The following is a 26,035-nucleotide window of genomic DNA, read 5'->3' as shown; positions in this document are numbered from 1 at the left end:
GACGATGAGCCAGGCGCAGGACCAGGGGCACAACGGCACCGCCGGACCTGCCGTGCCGCAGACCCGCACCGCACGCCACCGCCGGATCGTGGACATCCTCAACCGGCAACCGGTGCGCTCGCAGAGCCAGTTGGCGAAACTGCTCGCCGACGACGGGCTGAGCGTCACGCAGGCGACGCTCTCCCGCGACCTCGACGAGCTGAACGCGGTGAAGATCCGCAACACCGACGGCGACCTGATCTACGCGGTGCCGAGCGAGGGGGGTTTCCGCACCCCCCGCGCGCCGCTCGGGGAGTCGGCCAAGGAGGAGCGGATGCGGCGGCTGTCGCAGGAGCTGCTGATCTCCGCGGAGGCCTCGGCGAACCTCGTGGTCCTGCGGACGCCTCCGGGGGCCGCGCAGTTCCTGGCGTCGGCCATCGACCAGGCCGAGCTGCACGACATCCTCGGGACCATCGCCGGGGACGACACGCTGCTGCTGATCTCGCGTCGGCCGGACGGGGGACAGGCGCTGGCCGACCACCTGCTGCGGCTGGCGCAGAACGGGCAGTGAGGAGGCCGGACCCCGGTCCGTGGGGTGCGGGCGCGCCGTGGCTCGACGCGCGGTCCCCCGCGCCTCCCGAGGGCGTCCGCCTCAGCCCAGACGGGCGGCCAGGCCCCCTGTGCAGCGGACCTCGTCGCCCGCCGTGATCAGCAGGGCCTCCACGTCCGGGAGGGACTCCAGCCAGGCCAGGGCCTGCCGCGACCCCATCGCGAAGGCCGCCGTCGCCCAGCAGTCCGCCCAGGTCAGGCGGGGCGCCACCACGGTGACCGCCACCAGGTCCGTCACGGCGGAGCGGCCGGTGCGGGGATCGACGATGTGGTCGCCGCGCTCGGCGGTGCCGGAGGTGGCCACCGCCAGCTCGTCCGCGCCGGCGGCGGAGATGACGGCGGCGAGGCCGCCCGGGCGCAGCGGGTCCGCGATCCCGACCCGCCAGGGGCGCCGCGCACCCGGAGCGCCGAGCAGCTGGACGTCGCCCCCGCCGTTGACGCTGACGCCGGCCGCGCCGGCCGCCGCGAGGTGCCGCGCGGCCCGCTCCACGGCCCAGCCCTTCACGATGCCGGTCGGGTCCAGACGGCCCTGGTACGCCGTGCTGAACCAGCCGCCGCTCACCCGCTCCGCCTCCGCCGCCAGCTCCAGCACCTCGGCGACCTCGGGGTCACACTCCCCGACGGTCAGCTCGCCGCGCGCCAGCCGGGAGACCTGGCTGTCGTCGCGGTAGGTGCTGAACACCTCGTCGACCCGGTGCAGCCCGGCGACCGCCTCGTCCAGCGCGGTCCGCACCGCGCCGGGTTCCCCGCCGCGGACGTCGAGCGAGAAGACGGTCCCCATCGCCTCCTCCGCGTGACGCACCGCGGCGGGAGCCCCGGCCGGCCCGGCCACCGTGTCAGCCACCGGCCCGGTCCAGCGCCGACTGCAGGGACCGCCTGTAGCCGTCGCTGGTGTACGTGGCCCCGGACACCGCGTCGATGTCGGCGCTCCCGGTCGCCACCGCCGCCCGGTTGAGCCGGGGCACCGCGCTCTGCGTGAGCTGGCCGCTGCGCCCGCCGCCGGGGGCCTGCACGGCCTCGGCCCGGGTGATCTTCCCGCCGCTGACGGTGATGCGGACCTGCACCGGCCCGTACTGGGTCTGCACGGCGCTCCCGGTGACGGTCCTGGCCTCGGCGCCGCCCGGCCCCTGCCCGGCGCCGGCCCCCGGCTCCGCGCCCGGCCCCTGCCCGGCGCCCGGTCCGGACCCGGCGGTCCGCGCCTTGTCCAGCGCCGACTGCAGGGACCGCTTGTAGCCGTCGCTGGTGTACGTGGCCCCGGACACCGCGTCGATGTCCGCGCTCTGCGCCGCGACCGCCGCCCGGTTGAGCCGGGGCACCGCGCTCTGCGTGAGCTGGCCGCTGCGGCCGCCCTCGGGCGCCTGCACGGCCTCGGCCCGGGTGATCTTCCCGCCGCTCACGGTCAGGCGCACCTGCACCGCGCCGTACTGGGTCTGCGCCGCGTCTCCGGTGACCGTGCCGGTCCCGGCGGCCTGGGCGCCGCCCTGCGGGGACTGCGCCGCGGCGGGCGGGGCCTGGCCGCCCACCGCCTGGGCGGCGCCCGGATCGGACGCCGGCTTCAGCGACAGCAGCAGCACGATCCCGCCGACCGTGGCGGCTCCGGCGAGCACGGCACGCCGGACGGGGTGGCTCTTCCTCATCGTTCCTCAAGCTCTCTGGGAGTCCGGTGGATGTCCCGTCGCTCACATCTCGAACGACTCGTGATGGATACGGCGGGCGGGCACACCCGCTCCGCGCAGTGCCTCGTACACCGACCGGGCGAACCCGGGCGGGCCGCACAGGAAGACGTCGTGGCGGTCGATGTCCGGGATCTTGCGCTGCAACGACTCCGCGGAGATGTCGGGCCGCTCGCCGTCCGGGCTGTTGACCGCGTACATCAGCCGCGCCCCGCGCTCGTCGGCGATCTTGGCGAGCTCGCCCCACAGCGCCAGGTCCTGGGTGCTGTTGGCCCGGTAGAGCAGGGTGATGTCGCCGGACGCGCCCGGCAGGGTCTCGAACAGCGCCCGCATCGGCGTGATGCCGACCCCGCCGGCCACCAGCAGCACCTTGCCGCGGCTGCGCCGCTGGGCGGTCAGCGCGCCGTACGGGCCCTCCGCCCAGACGCGGGTGCCGGGCTCCAGTTCGCGCAGCCGGGAGCTGTGGTCGCCGATCGCCTTGACCGTGATCCGCAGCATGTCCGGGCGGGGCGCCGCCGACAGCGAGTAGGGGTGCGAGCTGAACCGCATGCCGGGCGCCAGGAACCGCCAGCGGAAGAACTGCCCGGCCTCCGCGCCCATCCGGTGCAGCCTGCGCCCGCCGATCAGCACCGACACGATCCCCGGCGTCTCCTCGATCACCGCCTCGACCCGCATCCGGTGCCGCAGGTTCAGCCGGACCGGGGTGATGATCCGGTACCAGAGGACCAGCGCGGTGACCGCGCCGTACAGCCCGTACCAGAAGGTCCTGGCGGACGGCTCGACGGCGAACTCGTTGCCGGTGGTGATCTGGTGCCAGAACGTCAGGTACACCGCCGCGTAGGTGAGCAGGTGCACGTGGTACCAGGTGTCGTACCCGATCAGGCGGCGCACCCCGCCGACCGAGAGCAGCCCGATGAGGACCAGCAGGCCGGTGCCGACGGCCGCCTTGCCCATGTCCGGCAGTTGGCCGACGGAGTCGACCGTCTGCTGGACCACCCCGCTCAGCGACCGGCCCGCCTGGAGCGCGTAGCCCCACATCGTCAGGAAGACGTGGGCGAGGACCAGGCAGAGGGTGTACCGGCCGCTCATCGCGTGCCAGCGCGCCACCCGGTCGGACCCCACCCGCCGCTCCAGCGCGGGCACCCGGGCCATCTGGAGCACCACGAGCGCCATCAGGTACCCGGCGAGCAGGCCGGTGATCCGGCCCGCGGCGAGGATCCTGCTGGTGTCGTCGGCGAGGGACGGGGTGTTGTCCCACCACAGCCACAGCACGCCCGCGGCACCGGCCCCGACGGCGACCAGCAGCGGGACGGCGGGGGAGCGGCGCGGACGGATGCGGCGCATCGTCTGGCGGCGGGCGGCACGGCCGCCTGCGAGCGTGGTGGTCACGGTTCCTCCGGGGGACTTGACCCTTGGCCCACAGATACGTGCCGGACCGCGGGAGCGTTCAGCCCCTCCCGGCGGTCGCTCAGTACCGGGTGACGGCGGTGGCGCCGCCGGCCGTGCCGATCGCCAGGTGCGGCCGGCGGGCGGGCTCGGCCCACGTCAGGATCCGCCGCATCGCCTCCCCGGGCACCGACACGCAACCGGCCGTCGCGCCGCGCCCGTCGACGTGCAGGAAGATCCCGGCGCCCCGGCCCCGCACGGGCCGGGCGTAGTTGAAGCCGACGACGAGCGCGTGCGCGTACGGGGCCCGGTAGGTGATCAGGTGCTCGGCCCGCGCGGCCCGGCAGTCGGCGGCCCGGGGCTCGCTCCAGCGGTTGTAGGCCCGGGAGCCGCCGTCCTGGCACCACCAGGAGTCCCGGTGCACCCGCCGGTACGGGTAGGCCGTGCCGGGCGGCGCCGCCTCGACGCCGAACGCGTACGGCAGGTCGTACAGTCCGGTCGGAGTGGTGTTCGTGCCCTGCCGGCGGGCCGCGCCCTCGACGAGGCCCCCCGCCCCGAAGCGGGCGGGGGCGGAACCGGCCTTCACCCACCGCCCGCCCGTGCGGTCCCACCAGGTCAGCGTGCCGGACGTCGAGCCGGTCCGCGGGGCCACCGCGGTGATGAGCTGGGTGCCGCCCCCGGTGTCCGCCATCCGCTCCGGCAGCGGGGCGGACGGCGGGCCGCCGCCGGGCACGAGGAGGCCGCAGACGGCGAGGGCGACGACACCGGGGCGCATGGCTCAGACCGTAGAGGGCGGCAGCGGCAGCGGCAGCCCGGGAAGTCCGTCCAGGCTCGTCGCGACGTGCTCCTTCTTGGTGAAGTACGCGCTGAGGGACGCGTCGTCCTCGCGCGCGAACCGCCTGCCGTGCAGGTCCCGGTCCGTCTCGTACGCCATGTGGGGCACCGCGTACCCGCAGGTGTCCCGGACCAGGTCCGCCGTGACGACGATGATCGCGCGCAGGCCGTGCGCGCCCGGGTCGATGCCGGGGAAGCGGGCGAGGAGCTCCGGGAAGCGCGGGTCGTCCCGGAAGACCGGCTCCCCGCGGCCGTGCACGCGGACGATGTTCGGCGGGCCCTGGAAGGCGCACCACATCAGCGTGATGCGGCCGTTCTCGCGCAGGTGCGCGACGGTCTCCGCGTTGGACCCGGCGAAGTCGAGGTAGGCCACCGTGCGGTCGTCGAGGACCGCCCAGGAGCCCTTCAGGCCCTTGGGCGAGAGGTTGACCGTGCCGTCGGCGGAGAGGGGGGCGGTGGCGGTGAAGAAGAGGGGCTGGTCCTCGATGAAGGCGCGGAGCCGGCCGTCGATGCGCTCATAGGTCTTTCCCATGTCTAACGATTATGGGCGCAAGTCTTTCGCCTGTCTAAGGAATTACGGGGTCCGGTTGCGCGCGGCCCGCGGCGGACCGCGCCGCCGTGACCCGTGGCCGCCCCGGCCGGCGCTGGTACGGGGCGGCCACGGTGCCTGTCACCTCACGGGGTGAGGGTGCAGGCGGCCAGGGAGTCGAGGCCGGCGGGGCGTTCGGCGGTGCGGCCGATGGCGGTGGCGATGCGGTTGACGGTGGCGATCCGCTTGTCCTCCAGGGGGCCGAGGATGGCGTTCTGGACGAAGTTGGGCCCGCCCTGGCCGACGGTGTCGTTGAGGCGTTTGTTTGCCTCCTGGATCTGGGTGTCGAGGAGGGCGAGGTTGCGGTCGACCTCCGCCCGGGCGGAGGCGGGGATCTCCGGGAGCCGCGAGGCGACGTCCGGGCAGGTGATGGCGCCGGGGCTCGCCAGCGTCCGGGCGCCGCCGTCGTCCCCGGGTGTCTCCCCGGCGAGGGCGGAGCCGGCGATCACCGCGCCGGACAGTGCCACCGCGGCGGCGCCGCCGAGGAACGCCACGCGGCGCTTGTCGTACTTCGGAAGAGCCCTGGACATGCCTGTGCCTCACTTGGGTCGGGGGTGTGGTGCGGGGTGCGAACGCGGCGCCTGCGCTCGGCGAGAGGTACGGGAAAGCGGTTTCGCGCGTTCAACACGGCGCCGGATCACTTCGTGATGGCCGAAAAACCACCGCATCCCGACCCGCTTTGACGATTCATGCAGAACACTGCATACTCATGCATGCCAGTGGATGCAGCGTGAGGGAACCCGTGACCGAGCGCGGCCACGCGCAGGGCGCCGCACGACACCCGGCCCGCACCAGCCCGGCGGCCGCCTCCCCACCCGTCCGGAGCGGGGCGGCGGCCGCACATCGCCACCACCCGAGGAGCAACGCAAGTGAGCAGCAACAGCGGTGACGTACGCCTCTGGGGCGGCCGTTTCGCCGACGGTCCCGCCGAGGCCCTGGCCAAGCTGTCCGCCTCCGTCCACTTCGACTGGCGGCTCGCGCCGTACGACATCGCCGGTTCCCGGGCGCACGCGCGCGTGCTGCACAAGGCGGGCCTCCTCACCGAGGACGAACTGACCCGGATGATCGCCGGGCTGGACCGGCTGGAGGCCGACGTGGCGTCCGGCGCCTTCGTGGGCACCGTCGCCGACGAGGACGTGCACACGGCCCTGGAGCGCGGCCTGCTGGAGCGCCTCGGCCCCGACCTCGGCGGCAAGCTGCGCGCCGGCCGGTCCCGCAACGACCAGGTCGCGACCCTCTTCCGCATGTACCTGCGCGACCACGCCCGGATCATCGGCGGCCTGATCGCCGAGCTCCAGGACGCGCTGGTCGGCCTGGCCGAGGCCCACCCGGACGTGGCGATGCCCGGCCGCACCCACCTCCAGCACGCCCAGCCGGTGCTCTTCGCCCACCACGTGCTCGCCCACGTCCAGGCGCTCTCCCGGGACGCCGAGCGGCTGCGCCAGTGGGACGAGCGCACGGCGGTCTCGCCGTACGGCTCCGGCGCCCTGGCCGGCTCCTCCCTCGGGCTGGACCCGGAGGCGGTCGCGAAGGACCTCGGCTTCGAGCGCGGCAGCTCGGCCAACTCCATCGACGGCACGGCCTCCCGCGACTTCGTCGCCGAGTTCGCCTTCATCACCGCGATGATCGGCGTCAACCTCTCCCGGATCGCCGAGGAGGTCATCCTCTGGAACACGAAGGAGTTCTCCTTCGTGACCCTGCACGACGCCTTCTCCACCGGCTCGTCGATCATGCCGCAGAAGAAGAACCCGGACATCGCGGAGCTGGCGCGCGGCAAGTCCGGCCGTCTGATCGGCAACCTGACCGGTCTGCTGGCGACCCTCAAGGCCCTCCCGCTCGCGTACAACCGCGACCTCCAGGAGGACAAGGAGCCGGTCTTCGACTCCATCGACCAGCTGGAGGTCCTGCTCCCCGCCTTCACCGGCATGATGGCCACGCTCACCGTGCACCGCGAGCGCCTGGAGGAGCTGGCCCCGGCCGGGTTCTCGCTGGCCACCGACATCGCCGAGTGGCTGGTCAGGCAGGGCGTGCCGTTCCGGGTGGCGCACGAGGTCGCCGGTGAGTGCGTGAAGGCCGCCGAGGCCGAGGGCAAGGAGCTGGACGACCTGACGGACGAGCAGTTCGCGAAGATCTCCGAGCACCTGACGCCGCAGGTCCGCTCCGTCCTCAACGTCCCCGGCGCCCTCGCCTCCCGCGACGGCCGCGGCGGCACGGCGCCGAGCGCGGTCGCCGTGCAGCTGGCGGAGGTGAAGCAGGACCTGGCGGCCCAGCACGCCTGGGCGACGGCCCGCCGCCAGGCCTAGGAGGGGCGGCCCACCCAGGCTTGGAAGGGGCGGCCCGGGCCCAGGAGGGGCGGCGGGGAGCCGCGCGGCGGGCCCGCCGCCCGCACCCGCCGGAACACCCCGCGTCCGAGCCCCGGGGCGGAGGCCGTCGCGCGTTACGTTGGTCGTCAGCAGCCGACCGAACGGAGCCCTCGATGCCCTTCGCCCGCCTGGCCACGGCGACCACCCCCACCTGCCACATCGGTCTGGGCCTCGCCGCCGTGGGGCGTCCCGGCTACATCAACCTCGGCCGGGACGAGGACCTCGGGAGCGACCGCGGCGTCGAAGCGCTCCGCGCCCGCACCCACGAGCTCCTCGACGCCGCCTACGCCCAGGGCGTCCGCTACTTCGACGCCGCCCGCTCCTACGGCCGCTCCGAGGAGTTCCTCGCCGAGTGGCTGCGGGCCCGGCCGGACGCCGACGACGTCGTCGTCGGCAGCAAGTGGGGTTACACCTACACCGCCGGGTGGTCCACCGACGCCGACACGCACGAGGTCAAGGACCACGGCCTCGCCACGTACGAACGGCAGCGCGCCGAGAGCGACGCCCTGCTCGGCGACCGGCTCGACCTCTACCAGATCCACTCGGTGACCCCGGACAGCCCGGCCCTCACCGACAAGGAACTGCACGCCCGGCTGGCCGAGGCCGCCGCCCAGGGCCTCACCCTCGGCTTCTCCACCAGCGGCCCCGCCCAGGCCGACGCCGTCCGGGCCGCGCTCGCCGTGACCGTCGACGGCGAGCCCCTCTTCCGCACCGTCCAGTCCACCTACAACGTCCTGGAGACCTCCGCCGCGCCCGCGCTCGCCGAGGCGCACGACGCCGGGCTCACCGTGATCGTCAAGGAGGGCATGGCCAACGGGCGGCTCGCCGCGCCGCACGCGCCGCGCGAGCTGGCGGCGGTCGCCGAGGAGGCGGGGCTGGGCTGCGACGCGGTCGCCCTCGCCGCGGTCCTGCGGCAGCCCTGGGCCGGGGTGGTGCTCTCCGGCGCCGCGACGACCGGCCAGCTCGCCTCCAACCTGCACGCCGCCGCCGTCGACCTCGACGACGACCAGTTGGACCGCCTCGCCGCTCTGGCCGAGGAGCCCCGCGCCTACTGGGAGCGGCGCGGACAGCTGCCCTGGCACTGAACCCCCGCCCGACCGGCACTGATGAGTCACGCACGCCCAGGATGAGACATCATTGTCTCATGTGGTCTATGCTTGTCTCATGGCTGTCGATCGTGACCACGTACTGCGCTCTGCCGCAGCCCTGCTGACCCGCAAGTCCACCGCGACCATGGACGAGGTCGCCAAAGCGGCCGGCATCAGCCGGGCGACCCTGCACCGCCAGTTCGCCGGACGCGACGCGCTGGTGCGGGCGCTGGAGTCGCTCGGCATCGCGCAGTGCGAGGCCGCCCTGGACGCGGCCCGGCTGGACGAGGGCCCCGCCGGGGACGCCGTGCACCGGCTGGTGCGCGAGATCGAGCCCCAGGCCGGCCTCCTGGCCTTCCTCTACACCGAGAACCAGCTCTTCGAGGGCGAGGAGCAGAACGCCGGCTGGGCCCGGATCGACGAGCGGGTCGCCGCCCTGTTCCGGCGCGGCCAGGCGAGCGGGGAGTTCCGCATCGACCTCACCCCGGCCTGGCTCACCGAGGCCCTCTACGGCCTGCTGGCCTCCGGCGCCTGGGCCGTCTCCGAGGGCCGCGTGGCCTCCAAGGACTTCACCCACATGATCGTCGAGCTGTTGCTCGGCGGAGCCCGACGAAGGAAGGAATCATGACCAGCACCCTGCGGCCGGACGGGACGACCGAGGCGGTGAAGCGCCCGGGCCGCTGGCTCGCGCTGTCCGTCCTCGTCCTCGCCGTGCTGCTGGTGGCCGTCGACGCGACCGTCCTCGGCCTGGCGACCCCGTACATCACCGAGGACCTCGAACCGTCGGGCACACAGCTGCTGTGGATCGGCGACGTCTACTCGTTCGTCATCGCCGGCCTGCTCGTCTCCATGGGCAGCCTCGGCGACCGCATCGGCCGCAAGCGGATCCTGCTGGCCGGCGCCACCGCGTTCGGCGCGCTGTCCGTGCTGAACGCCTACGCCACCACGCCCGAGCTGATGATCGCGGCACGGGCGCTGCTCGGTGTCGCCGGCGCGACCCTGATGCCCGCCACGCTCGCCCTCATCCGCAACCTCTTCCACGACCCGCGCGAACGCAGCCTCGCCGTCGGCATCTGGGGCGCCACCGCCTCGGCCGGCGCCGCCGTCGGCCCGATCGCCGGCGGCGCGCTGCTCGAACACTTCTGGTGGGGCTCGGTCTTCCTGATCAACCTGCCCGTGATGGCCGTCCTGGTCCTCGTCGGCGCCCGGCTGCTGCCCGAGTCCCGCAACCCGGACCCCGGCCCCTGGGACCTGCCCGGCGTCCTGCTGTCGCTGGCCGGCATGGTCGGGATCGTGTACGCGGTCAAGGAGACCGCCGCGCACGGAGCCGCGTGGGACGCGGCGGCCGCCGGCCTGCTGGGCGCGGCCGCCCTGTACGGGTTCGTACGCCGTCAGCTCACGCTCCCGAAGCCGCTGCTGGACGTGCGGCTGTTCCGCCGCCGCGGCTTCAGCGGCGCGGTGCTGGCCGACCTGCTGACCATCCTGGGGCTGTCCGGGCTGGTGTTCTTCCTCTCGCAGTACCTGCAACTCGTCCAGGGACGCCGCCCGCTGGAGGCGGGACTGGCCGAACTCCCCGCCGCCGTCGGCGCGGTGGCGGCCGGCCTGGTCGCGGGCCGGGCCGCGCGCCGCCTCTCCGTGCGCGCCGTGGTCTCCGGCGGCCTCGCCGCCGTCGGTCTCGCGCTCGCGGCGCTGACCGTCATCGACCGGTCCACCGGCTATCCGCTGCTGGGCGCGGCCCTGCTGGTCGTCGGCACGGGCGCCGGGTTCTCGTTCACCGTCACCGCCGACGTCATCCTCTCCGGCGTCCCGCGCGAGCAGGCGGGCGCCGCGTCCGCGGTGTCCGAGACGGCGTACGAACTCGGCGCGGCCCTCGGCATCGCGCTGCTCGGCTCGGTCGTGACCGGCGTCTACCGCGGCTTCACCGGCCCGGCCGGCACCCCCGCCGCCGCGCACGAATCGCTGGGCGGGGCGGTCGAGGCGGCCGCGCACCTGCCCGCGCCCACCTCCGCGGCGCTGCTGGACGCGGCCCGCCAGGCCTTCGTCGACGGACTGGCGCTGGCGGCGGGCCTGGGCGCGGCCGTCCTGCTGGCCGCGTCGGCCGCGGCCTGGTTCCTGCTGCGCGGGCAGCGGCTGGAGGGCGGGGCGGAGCACCCGTAGCCGTCCGGCCCCGGCCCGCCGGGCCCCGAACGGGCCCGGCCCGTCGCCCCGTTCCGGCGGACCGCGCCGCCGCTCCCCACGCCGGTCGCGACGGCCCCGGCGGCCGGGAGGGCCGGGGCCCGCGAACGGGCCGGGCTCACGGATCCGTTGCGGCGGGCCGGGCCGGGCCGGCCACCGGTGACCGGCCCGGCCGGACGGGCGGAGCCTCGACGCCCGTGGTCCCGGCGCCGGACCCGGCCGGCCGAGCGAGCCCGGACGCCCGTGCTCCCGGACGCCCGTGCCGCCACGCCCGTACCCCCGCCGCCGGACAAGCGAACGGCGGGCCGCCCGAGGACGGCCCGCCGTGCGGGGGTGTGCGTGACGCGCCCGGCGCGGCTACGCGGCTTCCTTCGCCTTGCTGGCGTACATGTCCACGTACTCCTGCCCGGACAGCCGCATCACCTCGGTCATCACCGAGTCGGTGACGGCGCGCAGCACGTAGCGGTCGCGGTCCATGCCGTCGTAGCGGGAGAACTCCATCGCCTCGCCGAAGCGGACGGTGACCCGGCCGGGCCGGGGCAGGCCCGCGCCGCCCGGCTGGAGCTTGTCGGTGCCGATCATCGCGAACGGCACGACCGGCGCGCCGGTCATCAGGGTGAGCCGGGCGATGCCGGTGCGGCCGCGGTACAGGCGGCCGTCGGGGGAGCGGGTGCCCTCCGGGTAGATGCCGAAGACCTTGCCCTCCTCCAGGACGCGGCGGCCGGTCATCAGCGCCGCGACCCCGCCCCGGCCGCCGTCGCGGTCGACGGGGATCATGCCGACGCCGGTGAAGAACCAGGCCATCAGCCGGCCCTTGAGGCCCTTGCCGGTGACGTACTCGTCCTTGCCGATGAAGAAGACCTGCCGGTCGCAGACGAGCGGCAGGATCATCGAGTCGATGAACGTCAGGTGGTTGCCGGCCAGGATGACCGGGCCGTCGGCCGGGATGTGCTCCACGCCTTCCACCCGGGGGCGGAACATCAGGCGCATGATCGGGCCGAGCACTGCCTTGATGAGCGCGAAGCGGGACAACGTGCCCTCCGGTGTCAAGGGGATCTCGATGGATGCGTATGAGTCTGTGCAGGTGAGGACATTACTCGTGGCCCCGGGGATCCCGCACATCGGGCAGAACGGATTCACCGAGGTATTACGCACTGTTGACGCACGTTCACCTGCGGTGGCGCACCGATGACGGCGCGTAACGCGACCGTCATGATGTGACGGACATCGCCCGGGACACACCGGACGCGTTCCCCGAACGGCCGCACCGAATCGAACGGAAATCGACGGATCGTCATGTCTTCGTCCCCTTGCGTCCCGTGCGCCGTCCGCCGTCACCCGCGTGTTCCGCCGGACGTCTCCCGTCCGTCATGAACACGCCCCTACGATCGGCCCGCACCGACGGCGCGGACCCCGCCGGGCGCGTCCCGGCCCGTCACCGCGAGCCGGGCGCCGCCCGCCGCGGACCCGCGCGCAGAAAGCCGAGCCGACGCAGGAGGCGCTCATGGGAACGCAGGGGTCGAACGAGCAGGCACGCGGGACCGGACGGCGGGCGCTGCTCGGCGCGGCCGTGCTCGGCGCGGGCGGGACGGCCCTCGGCCTGACCGGCACGGCGTCGGCCGCCGGCGGCCGGCCCGGCGGCGGCCTGAAGGGCCTGCCGGTGCCGACGGTCGTCGCGCACCGCGGCGCCAGCGGCTACCGGCCGGAGCACACCTTCGGCTCCTACGAGCTGGCCCTCGACATGGGCGCGGACATCGTCGAGGCCGGTGACCTCGTCCCCACCAAGGACGGCCACCTCGTCTGCCGCCACGAGCCGGAGATCGGCGGCACCACGGACGTCGCCGGCCACCCCGAGTTCGCCGACCGCAAGAAGACCAAGCTCCTCGACGGCGTCTCCACCACCGGCTGGTTCACCGAGGACTTCACCCTCGCCGAGCTCAAGACCCTGCGCGCGGTCGAGCGCATCCCGGCCAACCGCCCCCACAACACCCTCTACGACGGCCGCTGGGACATCCCCACCTTCGAGGAGGTCCTGAAGTGGCAGGACGAGCAGACCCGCAGGCGCGGCAGGCAGGTCTGGATCTACCCCGAGCTCAAGCACCCCACCTACTTCCGCAAGCAGGGCCTCGCCCTGGAGGAGCGGGTCGCCGGGCTCCTGCGCAAGTACCGCAAGGACCGGTGGAACGCGCCGGTGATCCTCCAGTCGTTCGAACCGACCAGCATCCGGCGGCTGAACAAGCTGGTCGACAACCCGCTCGTCGTGCTGCTGTCCGGCGCGACCACCCGCCCCTGGGACTTCGTCGAGACCGGTGACCCGCGCACGGTCGCCGACCTGGTCACCCCCGAGGGCCTGCGGGAGATCGCCTCCTACGCCCAGGGCATCGGACCCACCCTCGACCTGGTCGTCCCGAGGGACGCCGCCGGCCGGCTCACCCGTCCCACCACCCTCGTCGCCGACGCCCACGAGGCGGGCCTCGTCCTGCACCCCTGGACGCTGCGCAACGAGAACCCCTTCCTGCCCGCGGACTTCCGCGAGGGCACCGGCGCCGACGCCTACGGCGACGTCTTCGGCGCCTACCGGGCGTACTTCGCGACGGGCATCGACGGCATCTTCACCGACCACCCGGACACCGGCCTGCTGGCCCGCGAGGACTTCGTCAACGGCTGACCCGCGCTCACCTGTCGGGGTGAGCTCCGGCCGCCCGGGCAACCCGCCGCCCGGGCGGCCGCGTCGCTCCGCATATGACGCACGACCTGGTCACCACGCTGCGCCCGCTGCTCACCGCCGAGGCCTCCGCCGAGGCATATGCCTCGGGGGGTGAGCCGGGCGACCTGGAACAGGCGGTCTGGCTCCGTCTCCTGGAGCGCCTCGACGCCCAGGACCCGCCGCACGACCCGCAGGGCTGGCTGCGCCGCGCCGTCCGCTCCGAGGCGCGCCGCACGCGCCGTACGGCCCGTCTCGAACGGCCGTACGCCGCCGAGCCCGTGGACGACGAACCCGGTCCCGAGCGGGCCGCCCTCGCCGCCGCCCGCCACCGCGCCCTGCGCGAGGCGGTCCGCCGTCTCCCGGGGCGCTGCCCCCGCCTCATGGAGGCGCTGCTCTCCGAGAAGGACCTGACATACCGGGAAATCGCAGGGGAGTTGGGTATGTCACAGGGGAGCCTTGGGCCGGAACGTTCCAGATGCCTGGGATGTCTGCGCCGATTGCTCACACCGGAGGTTGCGTCCCGCTGAGGACGGGGATAGGTGTGAGGGACGACAGGTGATCAGGTGAGCGGGAGGCGTGCGCACATGGGCATGAGCGTGACCATCTCTGCGGCGGCCGAGCAGGACGCGGAGCAGATCTTCAGGTTGCAGTACCTCTGCTTCCAGAGCGAGGCGGCGCTCTACGGCAACTACCGCATCGACCCGCTCGTGCAGACCCTCGACAGCGTCCGGCAGGAGGTCGCGCGGGACTGCGTCATCGTGGCGCGCCTCGGCGACGAGGTCGTCGGTTCGGTGCGCGGCCGGGTCACCGAGGACGGCGCCGCCTCCATCGGCAAGCTCTGCGTCCACCCCCGCCTCCAGGGCCACGGCATCGGCGCCCGGCTGCTGCGCGCCGCCGAGGCCGCCCTGGCCGACGAGCACGGCGCCACGCGCTTCCGCCTGCACACCGGCCACCGCAGCGAGGGCAACCTGCGGCTGTACCGCCGGGTCGGCTACGAGACGGTGGGCACGTCCCAGGGCACCGACGGCGTCCCCATGATCGTCCTGGAGAAGCCGGCCCAGGCGTACGTCACCACGGCCTGACACCCCCGGCGCCGCCCTGCCCGGTGCGGGCCCTGCGGAGCCAGAACAGGGCCGACAGCGGCAGCAGCACCGGGATGAAGAGGTACCCCATGCCGTAGTCGGACCACACCGTCGCGTCGGGGAACGCCGACGGGTCGGCCAGGGTCCAGGTGCCGACGACCAGCACGCCCACCAGCTCGGCGGCGCAGCACACCAGCGCCGCCCTGCGGGCCGTCTCGCCGCCGCGCACGAGCGAGTAGGTGATGAAGCCGTACACCAGCCCGGCCGCCGCCGAGAGCGTGTAGGCGAGCGGCGCGCGGTCGAACTCGGTGGCGATCTGGTAGGCCGACCGCGACACCGCCCCGACGACCATCACGCCGTACAGCCAGACCAGAAGGATGCCGGGCCCGCCGACGAGCCGCTTCCGCTCCGGTCCCCGCCGCGTCGCGGTCACCTCAGCCTCCCCAGATGTCATAGAGCCGCACCTCCAGCACGGCCAGCACGACACCGCCCGCCGCCACCGTCACCGAGCCCCACCGGGTGCGCTCCGCCAGCGACATGAACCCCGCCGCCGGCACGCACGCGAACGCGCCCAGCAGGTACGCCACGAAGATCGTCGTGCCCTGTGCCGGCTTCTCGCCCCGCGCCAGCTGCACGACCCCGACCACCAGCTGGACCAGCGCCAGCAGCGTGACCACGGCCATCCCGATGAAGTGCCAGTCCTTCGTCGGCTGATCGCGGTAGGCGGCCCAGCCGCACCAGGCGGCGAGGAGCAGCGCGGCGACGCCGGTCGCCAGCGTCAGGGCATCAAGCATGGCAGCGACCTTATTACGGCCGAAAAGACCCGATGCGGCCGACCCCGGCCGGGAGCGGCGCGGCGGCCTCGTAGGGTCGGGGGCATGACGATCCACGCACACGCCCTGCTGTTCGACAACGACGGAACCCTCGTCTCCTCCCTCGCCTCCGTGGACCGCTGCTGGGCACGGTGGGCCGGCGAGTACGGGATCACGGCCGAGGAGTTCGCGCGGGTCGAACTGCACGGCCGGCCGGCCGCCGAGATAGCCGCCGACCTGCTGCCCGCCGACGTGGTGCCGCAGGCCGTCGCGCGGATCGAGGACCTGGAGGTGGAGGACGTGCCGGGCGGTGTGCACCTGCTGCCCGGCACCCGCGCCCTGCTCGACGCGCTCCCGGCCGACCGCTGGGCCGTCGTCACCTCCGCCACCCGGCGGCTGGCCGAGGCCCGCCTCGACGCCGTCGGCATCCTGCCCAAGACGCTGGTCGCCGCCGACGACGTCACCCGCGGCAAGCCCGACCCCGAGCCCTACCTGCTCGCCGCCCGCACGCTCGGCGTCGACCCGGCCCGCTGCGTGGTCTTCGAGGACGCCCCCGCGGGTCTCGCGGCCGGCCGCGCCGCCGGCATGGCCACCGTGGCGTTGGCCACAACCCACCGGGCCGACGAACTCGACGCCGACCTGGTGGTGACCGACCTGTCGGCCTTGTCCGTCCTGGTCACCGACGGGGGAGTCGAAATCTCCGCGCGTGCCTGATCCCGTCCACCGGCTGTCCACCGCTGTCCAGCATGCGGACAGCGGTGTCCGGTCAGGAGCGAACCTCTGCTTTACTGATCGCATGACCACGACGAGCTGCCGCACCCTTGCGACCGAGGCGACCACGACGCCCGGTGCTCGTTGTATGTGTCCCATGCGCCGAATGTGCGCCTTCTAGAGGGCCCCTGCACCACCTGAGCCTCGCGCCCCGAAGCGAGAGCCCGCTCGCGTTCGCCCGCGTGCCCCGCACGCGCGACCGAGCCGCCGCCCCGCGCGCACGTTTCTCCACGGTTCCACCGCGCCCGCGAGAACCGTGCCGCGTCCAGGCTGCCTTCGACCATGAATGCCCCGTGCCCGGCGCCCACGACGTGCCGCGCACTCGACAGTGACGGAAACCCACGTGATCACCACATCGGGCCTCACCAAGGTCTACCGCTCACGCGGCCGCGAGGTCACCGCCCTGGACGGCGTCGACCTGCACGTCCGCGAAGGCGAGGTGTACGGCGTCATCGGCCAGTCCGGCGCCGGCAAGTCCTCGCTCATCCGCTGCGTCAACCTGCTGGAACGCCCCACCTCGGGCACGGTGGCCGTCGACGGACAGGACCTCACCGCGCTCGCCGGCCGGGGGCCGCGCGCGGGCCGGGAGCTGCGGCGGGCGCGCAGCCGGATCGGCATGGTCTTCCAGCACTTCAACCTGCTCTCCTCCCGGACCGTGCAGGACAACGTCGAACTGCCGCTGGAGATCCTCGGGAAGACGGGGAAGGAACGTTCCCGTAAGGCGCTGGAACTGCTCGACCTGGTGGGGCTCGCCGACAAGGCGAAGGCCTACCCCGCCCAGCTGTCCGGCGGCCAGAAGCAGCGCGTCGGCATCGCCCGCGCCCTGGCCGGCGACCCCAAGGTGCTGCTGTCCGACGAGGCCACCAGCGCCCTCGACCCGGAGACCACCCGCTCGATCCTGGGGCTGCTGCGCGACCTGAACCGGCAGCTCGGGCTCACCGTCCTGCTCATCACGCACGAGATGGACGTCGTGAAGTCGATCTGCGACTCGGCCGCCCTGATGGAGCGGGGCCGCATCGTGGAGTCCGGCACCGTCAGCGAACTCCTCGCGACCCCCGGCTCCGAGCTGGCCGCGGCGCTCTTCCCGGTCGGCGGCGAGGCCTCCGCCGAGGACCGCACCGTCGTCGACGTCACCTTCCAGGGCGAGAGCGCGACCCAGCCGGTCATCTCCCAGCTCGCCCGCACCTACAACATCGACATATCGATCCTCGGCGCGGCCATCGACACCGTCGGCGGCCTCCAGGTCGGCCGCATGCGCATCGAACTGCCCGGCCGCTACGAGGACAACGTCGTGCCGATCGGCTTCCTGCGCGAACAGGGCCTCCAGATCGACGTCGTGAACCGGGACCAGCCGCTGCTGGTGAAGGAAGGTGCCAAGTGACCTGGTCCGAGATGCAGCCCCTGCTGGAGCAGGCGTGTCGGGAGACGCTGGTCATGGTCGGCTGGTCGACCCTGATCGCCGTGCTCGGCGGCCTCCCGCTCGGCATCCTGCTCGTCCTCACCGACAAGGGCGGCCTGCTGCAGAACACCGTGGTGAACAAGGTCGTCGGGCAGGTCGTGAACGTCGGCCGCTCGATGCCGTTCATCATCCTCATGGTCGCCCTCATGAACTTCACCCGCTGGGTGACCGGCACGACCATCGGCAGCGAGGCCGCGATCGTGCCGCTCGCCATCGGCGGCATCCCCTTCTTCGCGCGCCTGGTCGAGACGGCCGTCCGCGAGGTCGACCACGGGCTCGTCGAGGCCGTGCAGGCCATGGGCGGCAACACCTGGACGATCGTGCGCAAGGTCCTCGTCCCCGAGGCGCTGCCGTCGCTGATCGCCAGCACCACGACCACGGTCATCGCGCTCATCGGCTACTCGGCCATGGCAGGCACCGTCGGCGGCGGCGGCCTCGGCGACCTCGCCGTCCGCTACGGCTACCAGCGCTTCGAGACCGGCCTGATGTGGATCACCGTCGCGGTCCTCGCCGTGGTCATCTCGCTCATCCAGTTCGCCGGCGACCACGCGGCCCGCACCCTGCACCGCCGCGGCGGCCGCTCCGGCCCCGCGCCCAAGCTCCGCCTGCTCAAGGCCAAGGAGCCCGCCGCGGCCGACGTGAGCAAGGCCGTCTGACCCCCCACCCAGACTCCCCGTACACCCAGGACGGGGTCGCACCACCCATAAGGAAAGGCACTTTTCGTGCGTAACACCGCCAAGATCACCACTGCCGTCCTCGCCGCCGGAGCCCTCACCCTCGGGCTCACCGCCTGCGGCGCCGACGACAAGGAGTCCGCCTCCGCCGACGCCTCCGCTCCGCTGATCGTCGCCGCGAGCCCCGTCCCGCACGCCGAGATCCTGACCTACGTCAAGGACAACCTCGCCAAGGACGCCGGTCTCGACCTGGAGGTCAAGGAGTTCACCGACTACGTCACGCCGAACACGGCGACGGAGGACGGCTCGGTGGGGGCCAACTACTTCCAGAACCAGCCGTACCTCGACGACTTCAACAAGAAGAACGGCACCCACATCGTGCCCGTCGTCACGGTGCACCTGGAGCCGCTCGGCCTGTACTCCCGCAAGGTGAAGAAGGCCGACGAGCTGAAGAGCGGTGCGACCGTCGCCATCCCCAACGACACCGTCAACGAGGCCCGCGCGCTGAAGCTGCTCGACGCCAACGGAATCATCACGCTCAAGGACGGCGTCGGCAACGAGGCCACCCCCTCGGACATCACCGAGAACCCGAAGAACCTCAAGTTCAAGGAGCTGGAGGCGGCCCAGACCCCGCGCTCCCTCGACGACGTGGACGCCGCCGTCATCAACGGCAACTACGCCATCGAGTCCGACCTGAAGCCCGCCGAGGACGCCCTCGTCCTGGAGTCCGCGAAGAACAACCCGTACGGCAACTTCCTCGCGGTCAAGGAGGGCAACGAGGACGACCCGCGCGTGAAGAAGCTCGCCGAGCTCCTCACCTCGCCCGAGGTCAAGAAGTTCATCGAGGAGAAGTACGCCGGCTCGGTGATCGCCTCCTTCTGAGGCCCGTTCCGGCCCGTACACCACCCCTGGGGTCCGCTCCTTCCGAAGGAGCGGACCCCGTGGTGCGGTCCGGTGCTTTCATGCTGCATGCTGGGCAGTTCAGCAGGCCCTGAAGGTTTTTTCCGAAGGTTACGGAGTGGCGCATGACTGGCACCTTCCCCAACGTCTCCCTCAGCACGGAGCGGTTGGTCCTGCGCCCCCTGGAGGAGTCGGACACCGAGGCGTTCACCGACATGATGAACGACGAGCTCGTCACCGCCTGGACCTCCGTCCCGCACCCCTACACCGCCGCCGACGCCCGCGCCTGGATCACCGAACGCGCCCCCGCCGAGCGCACCGAGGGCCGCGGCATCGTCTTCGCGGTCACCGAGTTCCTCACCCAGCGCCTCGTCGGCACCGTGCACCTCACCCACACCGACTGGCGCGTCCGCTCCACCGAGATCGCCTACGTCGTGGCGCCGTGGGCCCGCGGCGAGGGCTACGCCTCCGAAGCCGCCCTCGCCACCGCCCGGTGGCTCTTCCAGGACCAGAAGTTCGAGCGGCTGGAACTGCGCACCGCCGCCGACAACACCGCCTCCCAGCAGGTCGCCCAGAAGATCGGCTGCATCAGCGAGGGCGTGCTGCGCGGCGCCTGGATAGCACGGGCCAGAACCGAGGCCGGCACGTGGACCGACGTCCGCACCGACCTCATCGTCTGGAGCCTGCTGCCCGAGGACCTGGAGGGCGTCGGCGACCAGCTGGACGGCGGTTTCACGTCGTTCGACGACTGGAACTGAGGCGGACGACCGCGCCGACGGCGGTCCGCCACCGCGCCCGCCGGCTCCACCGGGTACCCTCACCAGGCCCGCCCGCCGGCCCCACCCGCACGGCCCGCCCGACCGGGCCGCCCATCCCGTACCGACGACCCGCGCACACCTCTGGAGACTGACGACGATGGCCGACCGCGTCACGGTGATCGGCTGGGACGGCTCGCCGCTGACCGCCGCGGCACGCTCCGCCCTGGGAGCCGCCACCCTGGTGGCCGGCGCCGCCCACCACCTGGCGCTTCCCGAAGTGCCGCCCGCCGCCGAACGCGTCCGCCTCGGCAGCGTCGCCCTCGCCGCCCGCCGCATCGCCGCCCACCGCGGCACCGCGGTCGTGCTCGCCGACGGCGACCCCGGCTTCTTCGGCGTCGTCCGCACCCTGCGCGCACCGGAGTTCGGCCTGGAGGTCGAGGTGGTCCCCGCCGTCTCCTCCGTCGCCGCCGCCTTCGCCCGCGCCGGCATGCCCTGGGACGACGCCCAGGTGGTCGTCGCCCACCCCCGCACCCTGCGCCGCGCGGTGAACGTGTGCCGGGCCCACGCCAAGGTGGCGGTCCTCACCTCGCCCGGCGCCGGCCCCGCCGAACTGGGCCTGCTCCTGGAGGGCGTCCACCGCACCTTCGTCATCTGCGAGGAACTCGGCACCGACCGCGAGCAGGTGTCCGTCGTCACCTCCGACAAGGCCGCCGACCACACCTGGCGCGACCCCAACGTCGTCATCGTCATCGGCGGCCCGGTCGGCGCGGCCGAGTCCGGCGGCTGGATCGCCGGCCGCGACCCGGCCACCGGCCCCCGCGGCTGGTCCCTGCCCGCCGAGGCGTACGGCGGCGAACTCGGTGAGGGCGAGACCGAGCTGCTGCGCACGGCCCAACTCGCCCGGCTGGGGCCCCGTCCCGGCGACCTCGTGTGGGACATCGGCTGCGGCGGCGGCGCGTTCGCCACCGAGGCCGCGCGGCTGGGCGCCGCCGTCATCGCCGTCGACCGCGACCCGGACGCCTGCGCCCGCACCGAGGCCACCGCCCGCCGCTTCGGTGTCCAGCTCCAGGTCGTGCACGGCACCGCCCCGCACGTCCTGGAGAACCTCCACGAACCGGACGTCGTGCGGGTCGGCGGCGGGGGAGCGGCCGTGGTCTCCGCGGTCGCCGACCGCCGCCCGCAGCGCATCGTCACCCACGCCGCCACCCGCGACGCCGCCGAACGCGTCGGCCGCGACCTGACGGAACACGGCTACCGCGTGGAGTGCGCGCTGCTGCAGTCCGTCGAACTCGACACCCGGGCCTGGACGGAGAAGGAACGGAGCGTCGCGTTCCTGCTCAGCGGGGTGCTGCCCGAGCGCAGCCCCTGACCCTTCGAGCCGTCCCCGTGATCCGCTTGTCGTACCGCGCGCGGTAGGCTGGCCGATCGCTGCACCGCACTCGGGCGCCCGGCGGTTCGTCGGTCAATGTCCGGAAAACCCGACCCTTTTGGGGTGGGTGTGGTACGGCAGAACCGGAGGACGCGCAACGTGGCGCAGTCCACAGCGGAACCGTCGCGGATCATGCTGTCGCGACGGCCGTACGGCCGCGACAATGCCAGTGAATGGCTTTGTCGCCTTTTCGGCGCCGGCCGTTCGTGCCGCTGAGGACGCACGCTCGTTCTTCACTGCGGGACGGTCGGTGCGCCGTTCCGGGTGAGCTGGTCGTAGGAGCACTAACCGATGGGCGAGGGGTACGCATGACCGACACCGGCCAGGTCCCGGGCGAGGGGCTGCCGGAGAACGCAGGCATGGTGGAGCAGCCGGGCGCCCCCGCGCACGGCGAGTACGCCTACCTCTCCGAGACCACCGCCCAGGACGAAGACCTGCTGCTGCCCGGCCACCAGGGGGCCTGGGGCACCGAGGTCGCCCCGCCCGCGCCCGAGCCGGTCGTCGAGGCCGTCCACGAGCCGGGCCCGCACGAGCTCTCCGGCCGCGACAGCGGCTCGGTCGACCTCGGCGGCGTCCGCCTGCCCGACCCGCCGCCGATCCCGCCGATCACCCCGCGCCGGCCGCTGCACCTCGGCCCGCCCCTCCCCGACACCTCCGCCAGCCCGGTGCGCTCCCTCGCCGACCGCGGCCCCGCGGACGCGCCGGTACGGCAGCCCGCGCCGCCGACCGCCGGTCCCGAGTACCTCGACGTCCCGCGGACGCCGGAGGCGGCCCCGCGGGTGCCCCCGCAGGCGGCGCCCTGGGGCGCGCAGGCCGCGGCGCAGGTCCAGGTGGGCGCCGGGGCGGCGCCTGCCGAAACGGTTGTTCCGGCGGGCGAGCCGGTGGGCGCGGCGCAGGCCGTGGTCGCACGGGTCGCCACGGAGGCGGTCGCGGCGACGGAGGCCGTCGCCGTGCCGGAGCCGAGCGCTCCCGAGGCCGCGCAGGGCGCCCCGGCCGTCCCGGCCGCGCAGGCGCAGGACGGCGGTCCCGCCGGCGAGCAGACCGGACCGGCGTACGAGCCCCAGGCGGGGCAGGCGCCCGAGACCGCACCCGAGCACGCGGCCGCCGCCGCTGCCGGTCAGGCCCCGGTTCCCGCCGGGGAGCCCGGACCGGCGCAGGCCGTCGCCGGCGTTCCGCCCGTACCCGGACAGGCACCGGTGGACGCCGCGGGCCAGGCCCCTGAGCAGGGGCCCGAGGCCGTGACGCCGGTTACGCCCGCCGGGCAGGAGAACGCCGGTCAGGGGGCCGAGACCGCTGCTGTCGCTCCCGGGCACGCCCAGGTGCCCGTGGAGGTGCCGGGCGGCGCCGGGCTGCCGCAGACGGCCGAGGGCGTCCAGGTTCCCGTCCCGGGGCCGGCCGAGCCCGTGGTCGCCGATGGTCCGGGGACCGTTCCGCAGGCCGAGGTGAACGAACCCGGGATCGGCGCGCCCGCTGCGGAGGCCGGTGTTCCGGGGGCGGTTGCCCAGGTGCCCGAGGCGGGTGTCGCGGAAGCGGCTCCGGCCCCGGCCCCGGAGGCGGGGGCGCCCGCGCCCGAGGTGAGCAGCCCTGAGGCCGCCGCACCGGCCGTGGACGCGGATGCGCCCGCCCCGCAGGCTGTCGCGCAGGCCCCGGAGGCGGGCGCGCCGGAGGCCGTCGCCCCGCAGGCTGTCCCGCAGGCCCCGGAGGCGGGCGCCCCGGAGGCCGTCGTGCCGGTCGCGGACGGTGGCGCGCCGCAGGCCGTCGCCCAGGTTCCGGGGGCGGAGACCCCCGACGCCGCCGCGCACGCCCCCGAGCCGGTCGCTCCGGAAGCGGTCGCTCCGGCGGCGGTCTCTCCCGAAGCGGTTGCGGCCGAGACACCGGTCGCCGAGACGCCCGTCCCGGAAACTCCGGTCGCCGAGCCGGCCGCCCCGGAGACTCCGGTCGCCGAGACGCCCGCCATGGAGACGCCGGTCACTGCGCCGACCCTCCACGAGCCGACCCTCCACGAGCCGGCCGCCCACGAGCCAGCCGCCCACGAGCCGGCCGCCGCCGAGGCCGGTGCCCCGGCGCCTGAGGCCGCCGAACCGGAGAACGCCCAGGTCCCCGCGGCCGTCACCGCGTTCCCTCCGGCCGCCGAGGCCCCCGTGCCCGCCCCGGCTCCCGAGCCGTCGGCCCCCCAGCCGTCGAGCCCCGAGACCGTCCAGGCCACCCCGTTCCCCGCCGCTCCGGCCGCGGCCGACGCGCCGCAGCCCGCGGAGGACGCCCCCGTGACCGCCGAGGACGTTCCCGCGTCCGCCGAGGCCGTCGCGGAGACCGCCCCCGCCGCGGCCGCAGAGCCGGCCGCCGCCCCCGTGGCCACCGCGCCCGCCCCCCAGACGGCGGCACCCACCCCCCAGCAGCCGGGCGAACAGCCCGCCCCGGGGACGCAGCCCGCGCACGACCCGCAGCTCGCGCACGACCCGCAGCCCGTGCAGCCGCAGCCCGTCCAGGGCCCGCAGCAGGCACAGGCCGTCCCGGCCGCGCAGGCCTCCCTGCCCGTGCAGCCGGGCCCCGTGGACGCCGAGGCCGACGGCACGGACGCGGCGCCGGCCCCGGCCGCCGTCCCGGAGGAAGCGGCGCCCGCCGCCGCTGCCGAGACCCCCGCCACCGACGAAGCGGCCCGCACCGCGCCGGCCGACCCCGCGGCCGGAGCCCTCCCGGCATCGGCTCCCGAGACACCCGCCCGGCCCGGCCCGCACCCCGAAGGCGCCCCGGAACCCCAGCCGGAGCAGCCCCTCGGCCGGTTCGTCCCGGCCGAGGGCTCGGTGCCGACCGCCGCGCACCTCGCACCGGCCGTCGCCCCGCAGGCCGCCGCCGTCCCCGCACCCCCCGAGCCGGACCCCGGCGTCGTGCAGAACGCGGACGACCTGGACACCCGGGCCGCCGACCAGGACGACCCGGACGCCGCGCACGACCAGCAGGACCCGGCGGAAGAGGGCACGGCCCCCGTGGCAGAAGCGCGGCGGTCCGCCGGCCCGGCCGCGCCCCCCTACGACGACGCCGAGCGCGAGGCCGTGCTCAAGGTCATGCGCGAACGCCGCGACATCCGCAACGGCTTCCGCAGCGACCCCATCCCGCACGAGGTCCTGCTCCGCGTCCTGGAGGCCGCCCACACCGCGCCCTCCGTCGGCCACTCGCAGCCCTGGGACTTCGTCGTCATCCGCTCCGCCGACACCCGGCGCGCCATGCACGAACTGGCCATGCGCCAGCGCGAGGCGTACGCGAAGTCCCTGCCGAAGGGCCGGGCGAAGCAGTTCAAGGAACTGAAGATCGAGGCCATCCTCGACACCCCGGTGAACATCGTCGTCACCGCCGACCCCACCCGCGGCGGCCGCCACACCCTCGGCCGCCACACCCAGCCGCAGATGGCGCCGTACTCCGCCGCGCTCGCGGTCGAGAACCTGTGGCTCGCCGCCCGCGCCGAGGGCCTCGGCGTCGGCTGGGTCAGCTTCTTCGACGAGCGGGAGATGGTCCGCGCCCTCGGCCTGCCCGAACACCTGGAGATCATCGCGTACCTGTGCGTCGGGTACGTCGACGAGTTCCCGGACGAGCCCGAGCTGATGCAGGCCGGCTGGTCCAAGCGCCGCCCCCTGTCCTGGGTGGTGCACGAGGAGACGTACGGCCGCCGCGCCCTGCCCGGAGAGGAACCCCACGACCTGCTCGCCGAGACCGTCGCACAGATCCGCCCGCTCGACGCCAAGGCGCTCGGCGAGGCGTGGGAGCGGCAGAAGCGCATGACGAAGCCCGCCGGGGCGCTCGGCATGCTGGAGATCATCTCCGCCCAGTTGTCCGGGCTGTCCCGGCAGTGCCCGCCGCCCGTCCCGGAGCCCGCGGCCGTCGCGATCTTCGCCGGCGACCACGGCGTGCACGCCCAGGGCGTCACCCCCTGGCCGCAGGAGGTCACCGCCCAGATGGTGGCCAACTTCCTCGGCGGGGGAGCGGTCTGCAACGCGTTCGCCGCCCAGGTCGGCGCGGAGGTCTGCGTCGTGGACGTCGGCGTCGCCGGCGACCTGCCCGCGACGCCCGGCCTGCTGCCCCGCAAGATCCGCGCGGGCACGTCCGACATGACGACCGGCCCCGCGATGACCCGCGAGGAGGCCAAGAAGGCCATCGAGGTCGGCATCGAGACGGCCCGCGACCTCGTCGCCGCCGGCAACAAGGCGCTGCTCACCGGAGAGATGGGCATCGCCAACACCACCGCGTCCGCCGCCCTCATCTCCGTCTACACGGGCGCGGACCCGGCCGAGGTCACGGGCCGGGGCACCGGCATCAACGACGAGACCCTCGCCCGCAAGACGGAGGTCGTCCGCCGCGCGATCGAGCTGCACCGCCCGGACCCGGCCGACCCGGTCGGCGTCCTCGCCGCCATCGGCGGTTTCGAGCACGCCGCCATGGTCGGCCTGCTCCTCGGCGGCGCCTCGCTGCGCACCCCGGTGATCCTGGACGGCGTCAGCGCCGGCGCCGCCGCCCTGGTGGCCCGCGCGATCGCCCCCGAGGTCCTGGCGGCCTGCATCGCCGGCCACCGCAGCGCCGAGCCCGGCCACGTGGCCGCGCTGAACAAGCTGGGCCTGCGCCCGCTGGTCGACCTGGACCTGCGCCTCGGCGAGGGGACGGGCGCGCTGCTCGCCCTGCCGCTGGTGCAGAGCACGGCACGGGCGATGCACGAGGTGGCGACGTTCGACTCGGCGGGCGTCACCGAGAAGTAGCACCC

24 protein-coding genes are annotated in these 26,035 nt (G+C 74.4%); 15 read left to right on the top strand and 9 right to left on the bottom strand.

What is annotated here, in order from left to right; all coding sequences use genetic code 11:
* Positions 1-4: 4 nt before the first annotated feature.
* On the top strand, positions 5-550 hold the full coding sequence (locus tag ACIF8T_RS08960; protein WP_400032710.1) for an arginine repressor: 546 nt from the start codon (positions 5-7) through the stop codon (positions 548-550).
* Positions 551-631: 81 nt separating this feature from the next.
* On the opposite strand, the gene ACIF8T_RS08955 is transcribed toward ACIF8T_RS08960, so the two are convergent.
* From ACIF8T_RS08955 to ACIF8T_RS08930, 6 genes are all read right to left on the bottom strand, one after another.
* Positions 632-1,432: an FAD:protein FMN transferase gene (locus ACIF8T_RS08955; protein WP_400032708.1), complete on the bottom strand. Its 801-nt coding sequence runs from the start codon at positions 1,430-1,432 to the stop codon at positions 632-634.
* On the bottom strand, positions 1,425-2,225 hold the full coding sequence (locus tag ACIF8T_RS08950; RefSeq protein ID WP_400032706.1) for an FMN-binding protein: 801 nt from the start codon (positions 2,223-2,225) through the stop codon (positions 1,425-1,427). Before ACIF8T_RS08950 ends, ACIF8T_RS08955 begins: the two co-directional genes overlap by 8 nt.
* A 42-nt stretch (positions 2,226-2,267) precedes the next feature.
* Positions 2,268-3,650, bottom strand: a complete 1,383-nt coding sequence (locus ACIF8T_RS08945) for a ferric reductase-like transmembrane domain-containing protein (RefSeq protein ID WP_400032704.1) — start codon at positions 3,648-3,650, stop codon at positions 2,268-2,270.
* A gap of 79 nt (positions 3,651-3,729) precedes the next feature.
* Positions 3,730-4,422, bottom strand: a complete 693-nt coding sequence (locus ACIF8T_RS08940) for a L,D-transpeptidase (protein WP_400032702.1) — start codon at positions 4,420-4,422, stop codon at positions 3,730-3,732.
* Between the two features lie 3 nt (positions 4,423-4,425).
* Complete coding sequence (locus tag ACIF8T_RS08935; protein WP_400032700.1) at positions 4,426-5,013, bottom strand: pyridoxamine 5'-phosphate oxidase family protein; 588 nt, start codon at positions 5,011-5,013, stop codon at positions 4,426-4,428.
* Positions 5,014-5,156: 143 nt separating this feature from the next.
* A complete protein-coding gene (locus ACIF8T_RS08930; RefSeq protein ID WP_400032698.1) occupies positions 5,157-5,600 on the bottom strand; it encodes a hypothetical protein in 444 nt (147 codons plus the stop codon).
* 339 nt (positions 5,601-5,939) lie between these two features.
* Between ACIF8T_RS08930 and argH the strand changes: the two genes are divergently transcribed.
* The 4 genes from argH to ACIF8T_RS08910 all read left to right on the top strand — a co-directional run bounded on the left by argH (position 5,940) and on the right by ACIF8T_RS08910 (position 10,678).
* Entirely contained in the window at positions 5,940-7,373 is a 1,434-nt protein-coding gene (gene argH / locus ACIF8T_RS08925; protein WP_400032696.1) for an argininosuccinate lyase, read from the top strand.
* Between the two features lie 173 nt (positions 7,374-7,546).
* On the top strand, positions 7,547-8,518 hold the full coding sequence (locus ACIF8T_RS08920; RefSeq protein ID WP_400032694.1) for an aldo/keto reductase: 972 nt from the start codon (positions 7,547-7,549) through the stop codon (positions 8,516-8,518).
* 79 nt (positions 8,519-8,597) lie between these two features.
* The gene (locus ACIF8T_RS08915) at positions 8,598-9,149 is read left to right on the top strand and encodes a TetR/AcrR family transcriptional regulator (protein ID WP_400032692.1); all 552 of its coding nucleotides are present in this window, start codon (positions 8,598-8,600) and stop codon (positions 9,147-9,149) included.
* A complete protein-coding gene (locus ACIF8T_RS08910) occupies positions 9,146-10,678 on the top strand; it encodes an MFS transporter (protein WP_400032690.1) in 1,533 nt (510 codons plus the stop codon). The genes ACIF8T_RS08915 and ACIF8T_RS08910 overlap by 4 nt, the downstream gene beginning before the upstream one ends.
* A 375-nt stretch (positions 10,679-11,053) precedes the next feature.
* Here the strand turns inward: ACIF8T_RS08910 and ACIF8T_RS08905 are convergent, their stop codons facing one another.
* The gene (locus ACIF8T_RS08905) at positions 11,054-11,728 is read right to left on the bottom strand and encodes a lysophospholipid acyltransferase family protein (protein WP_400032688.1); all 675 of its coding nucleotides are present in this window, start codon (positions 11,726-11,728) and stop codon (positions 11,054-11,056) included.
* Between the two features lie 472 nt (positions 11,729-12,200).
* Here ACIF8T_RS08905 and ACIF8T_RS08900 point away from each other — a divergent pair, with 472 nt between their 5' ends.
* From ACIF8T_RS08900 to ACIF8T_RS08890, 3 genes are all read left to right on the top strand, one after another.
* The gene (locus ACIF8T_RS08900) at positions 12,201-13,364 is read left to right on the top strand and encodes a glycerophosphodiester phosphodiesterase (RefSeq protein WP_400032686.1); all 1,164 of its coding nucleotides are present in this window, start codon (positions 12,201-12,203) and stop codon (positions 13,362-13,364) included.
* A 74-nt stretch (positions 13,365-13,438) separates the two neighbouring features.
* Positions 13,439-13,930 carry an RNA polymerase sigma factor gene (locus ACIF8T_RS08895; RefSeq protein ID WP_400032684.1) on the top strand — a complete coding sequence of 164 codons (492 nt, stop codon included), beginning with the start codon at positions 13,439-13,441 and terminating at the stop codon, positions 13,928-13,930.
* Positions 13,931-13,987: 57 nt separating this feature from the next.
* Complete coding sequence (locus ACIF8T_RS08890) at positions 13,988-14,485, top strand: GNAT family N-acetyltransferase (RefSeq protein ID WP_400033100.1); 498 nt, start codon at positions 13,988-13,990, stop codon at positions 14,483-14,485.
* Here the strand turns inward: ACIF8T_RS08890 and ACIF8T_RS08885 are convergent.
* Together ACIF8T_RS08885 and ACIF8T_RS08880 are read right to left on the bottom strand one after the other, a co-directional pair.
* Positions 14,472-14,939, bottom strand: a complete 468-nt coding sequence (locus tag ACIF8T_RS08885; RefSeq protein WP_400032682.1) for a hypothetical protein — start codon at positions 14,937-14,939, stop codon at positions 14,472-14,474. The two genes, ACIF8T_RS08890 and ACIF8T_RS08885, sit on opposite strands and share 14 nt — an antisense overlap.
* The gene (locus tag ACIF8T_RS08880; protein ID WP_400032680.1) at positions 14,920-15,279 is read right to left on the bottom strand and encodes a hypothetical protein; all 360 of its coding nucleotides are present in this window, start codon (positions 15,277-15,279) and stop codon (positions 14,920-14,922) included. Before ACIF8T_RS08880 ends, ACIF8T_RS08885 begins: the two co-directional genes overlap by 20 nt.
* An 84-nt stretch (positions 15,280-15,363) precedes the next feature.
* On the opposite strand from ACIF8T_RS08880, the gene ACIF8T_RS08875 reads away from it, so the two are divergent.
* The 7 genes from ACIF8T_RS08875 (at position 15,364) to cobT (ending at position 26,030) form a co-directional block, all read left to right on the top strand.
* On the top strand, positions 15,364-16,011 hold the full coding sequence (locus tag ACIF8T_RS08875) for an HAD-IA family hydrolase (protein WP_400032678.1): 648 nt from the start codon (positions 15,364-15,366) through the stop codon (positions 16,009-16,011).
* A gap of 400 nt (positions 16,012-16,411) precedes the next feature.
* Positions 16,412-17,449, top strand: coding sequence for a methionine ABC transporter ATP-binding protein (locus tag ACIF8T_RS08870; protein WP_400032676.1), 1,038 nt, complete (start codon positions 16,412-16,414; stop codon positions 17,447-17,449).
* Positions 17,446-18,183 (top strand): methionine ABC transporter permease, encoded by a 738-nt coding sequence (locus ACIF8T_RS08865; RefSeq protein ID WP_400032674.1) that lies wholly within the window; start codon positions 17,446-17,448, stop codon positions 18,181-18,183. The genes ACIF8T_RS08870 and ACIF8T_RS08865 overlap by 4 nt, the downstream gene beginning before the upstream one ends.
* A 66-nt stretch (positions 18,184-18,249) precedes the next feature.
* Positions 18,250-19,083, top strand: coding sequence for a MetQ/NlpA family ABC transporter substrate-binding protein (locus ACIF8T_RS08860; protein ID WP_400032672.1), 834 nt, complete (start codon positions 18,250-18,252; stop codon positions 19,081-19,083).
* 143 nt (positions 19,084-19,226) lie between these two features.
* Positions 19,227-19,859, top strand: coding sequence for a GNAT family N-acetyltransferase (locus ACIF8T_RS08855; protein WP_400032670.1), 633 nt, complete (start codon positions 19,227-19,229; stop codon positions 19,857-19,859).
* Positions 19,860-20,016: 157 nt separating this feature from the next.
* Complete coding sequence (gene cbiE / locus ACIF8T_RS08850) at positions 20,017-21,228, top strand: precorrin-6y C5,15-methyltransferase (decarboxylating) subunit CbiE (RefSeq protein ID WP_400032668.1); 1,212 nt, start codon at positions 20,017-20,019, stop codon at positions 21,226-21,228.
* A gap of 368 nt (positions 21,229-21,596) precedes the next feature.
* Complete coding sequence (gene cobT / locus ACIF8T_RS08845) at positions 21,597-26,030, top strand: nicotinate-nucleotide--dimethylbenzimidazole phosphoribosyltransferase (RefSeq protein ID WP_400032666.1); 4,434 nt, start codon at positions 21,597-21,599, stop codon at positions 26,028-26,030.
* The last annotated feature ends 5 nt before the right edge of the window (positions 26,031-26,035 follow it).

Source organism: Streptomyces sp. NPDC085946 (genome assembly GCF_044540485.1).
Lineage (GTDB): Bacteria > Actinomycetota > Actinomycetes > Streptomycetales > Streptomycetaceae > Streptomyces.
This window is presented reverse-complemented; position numbering and strand designations above follow the sequence as displayed.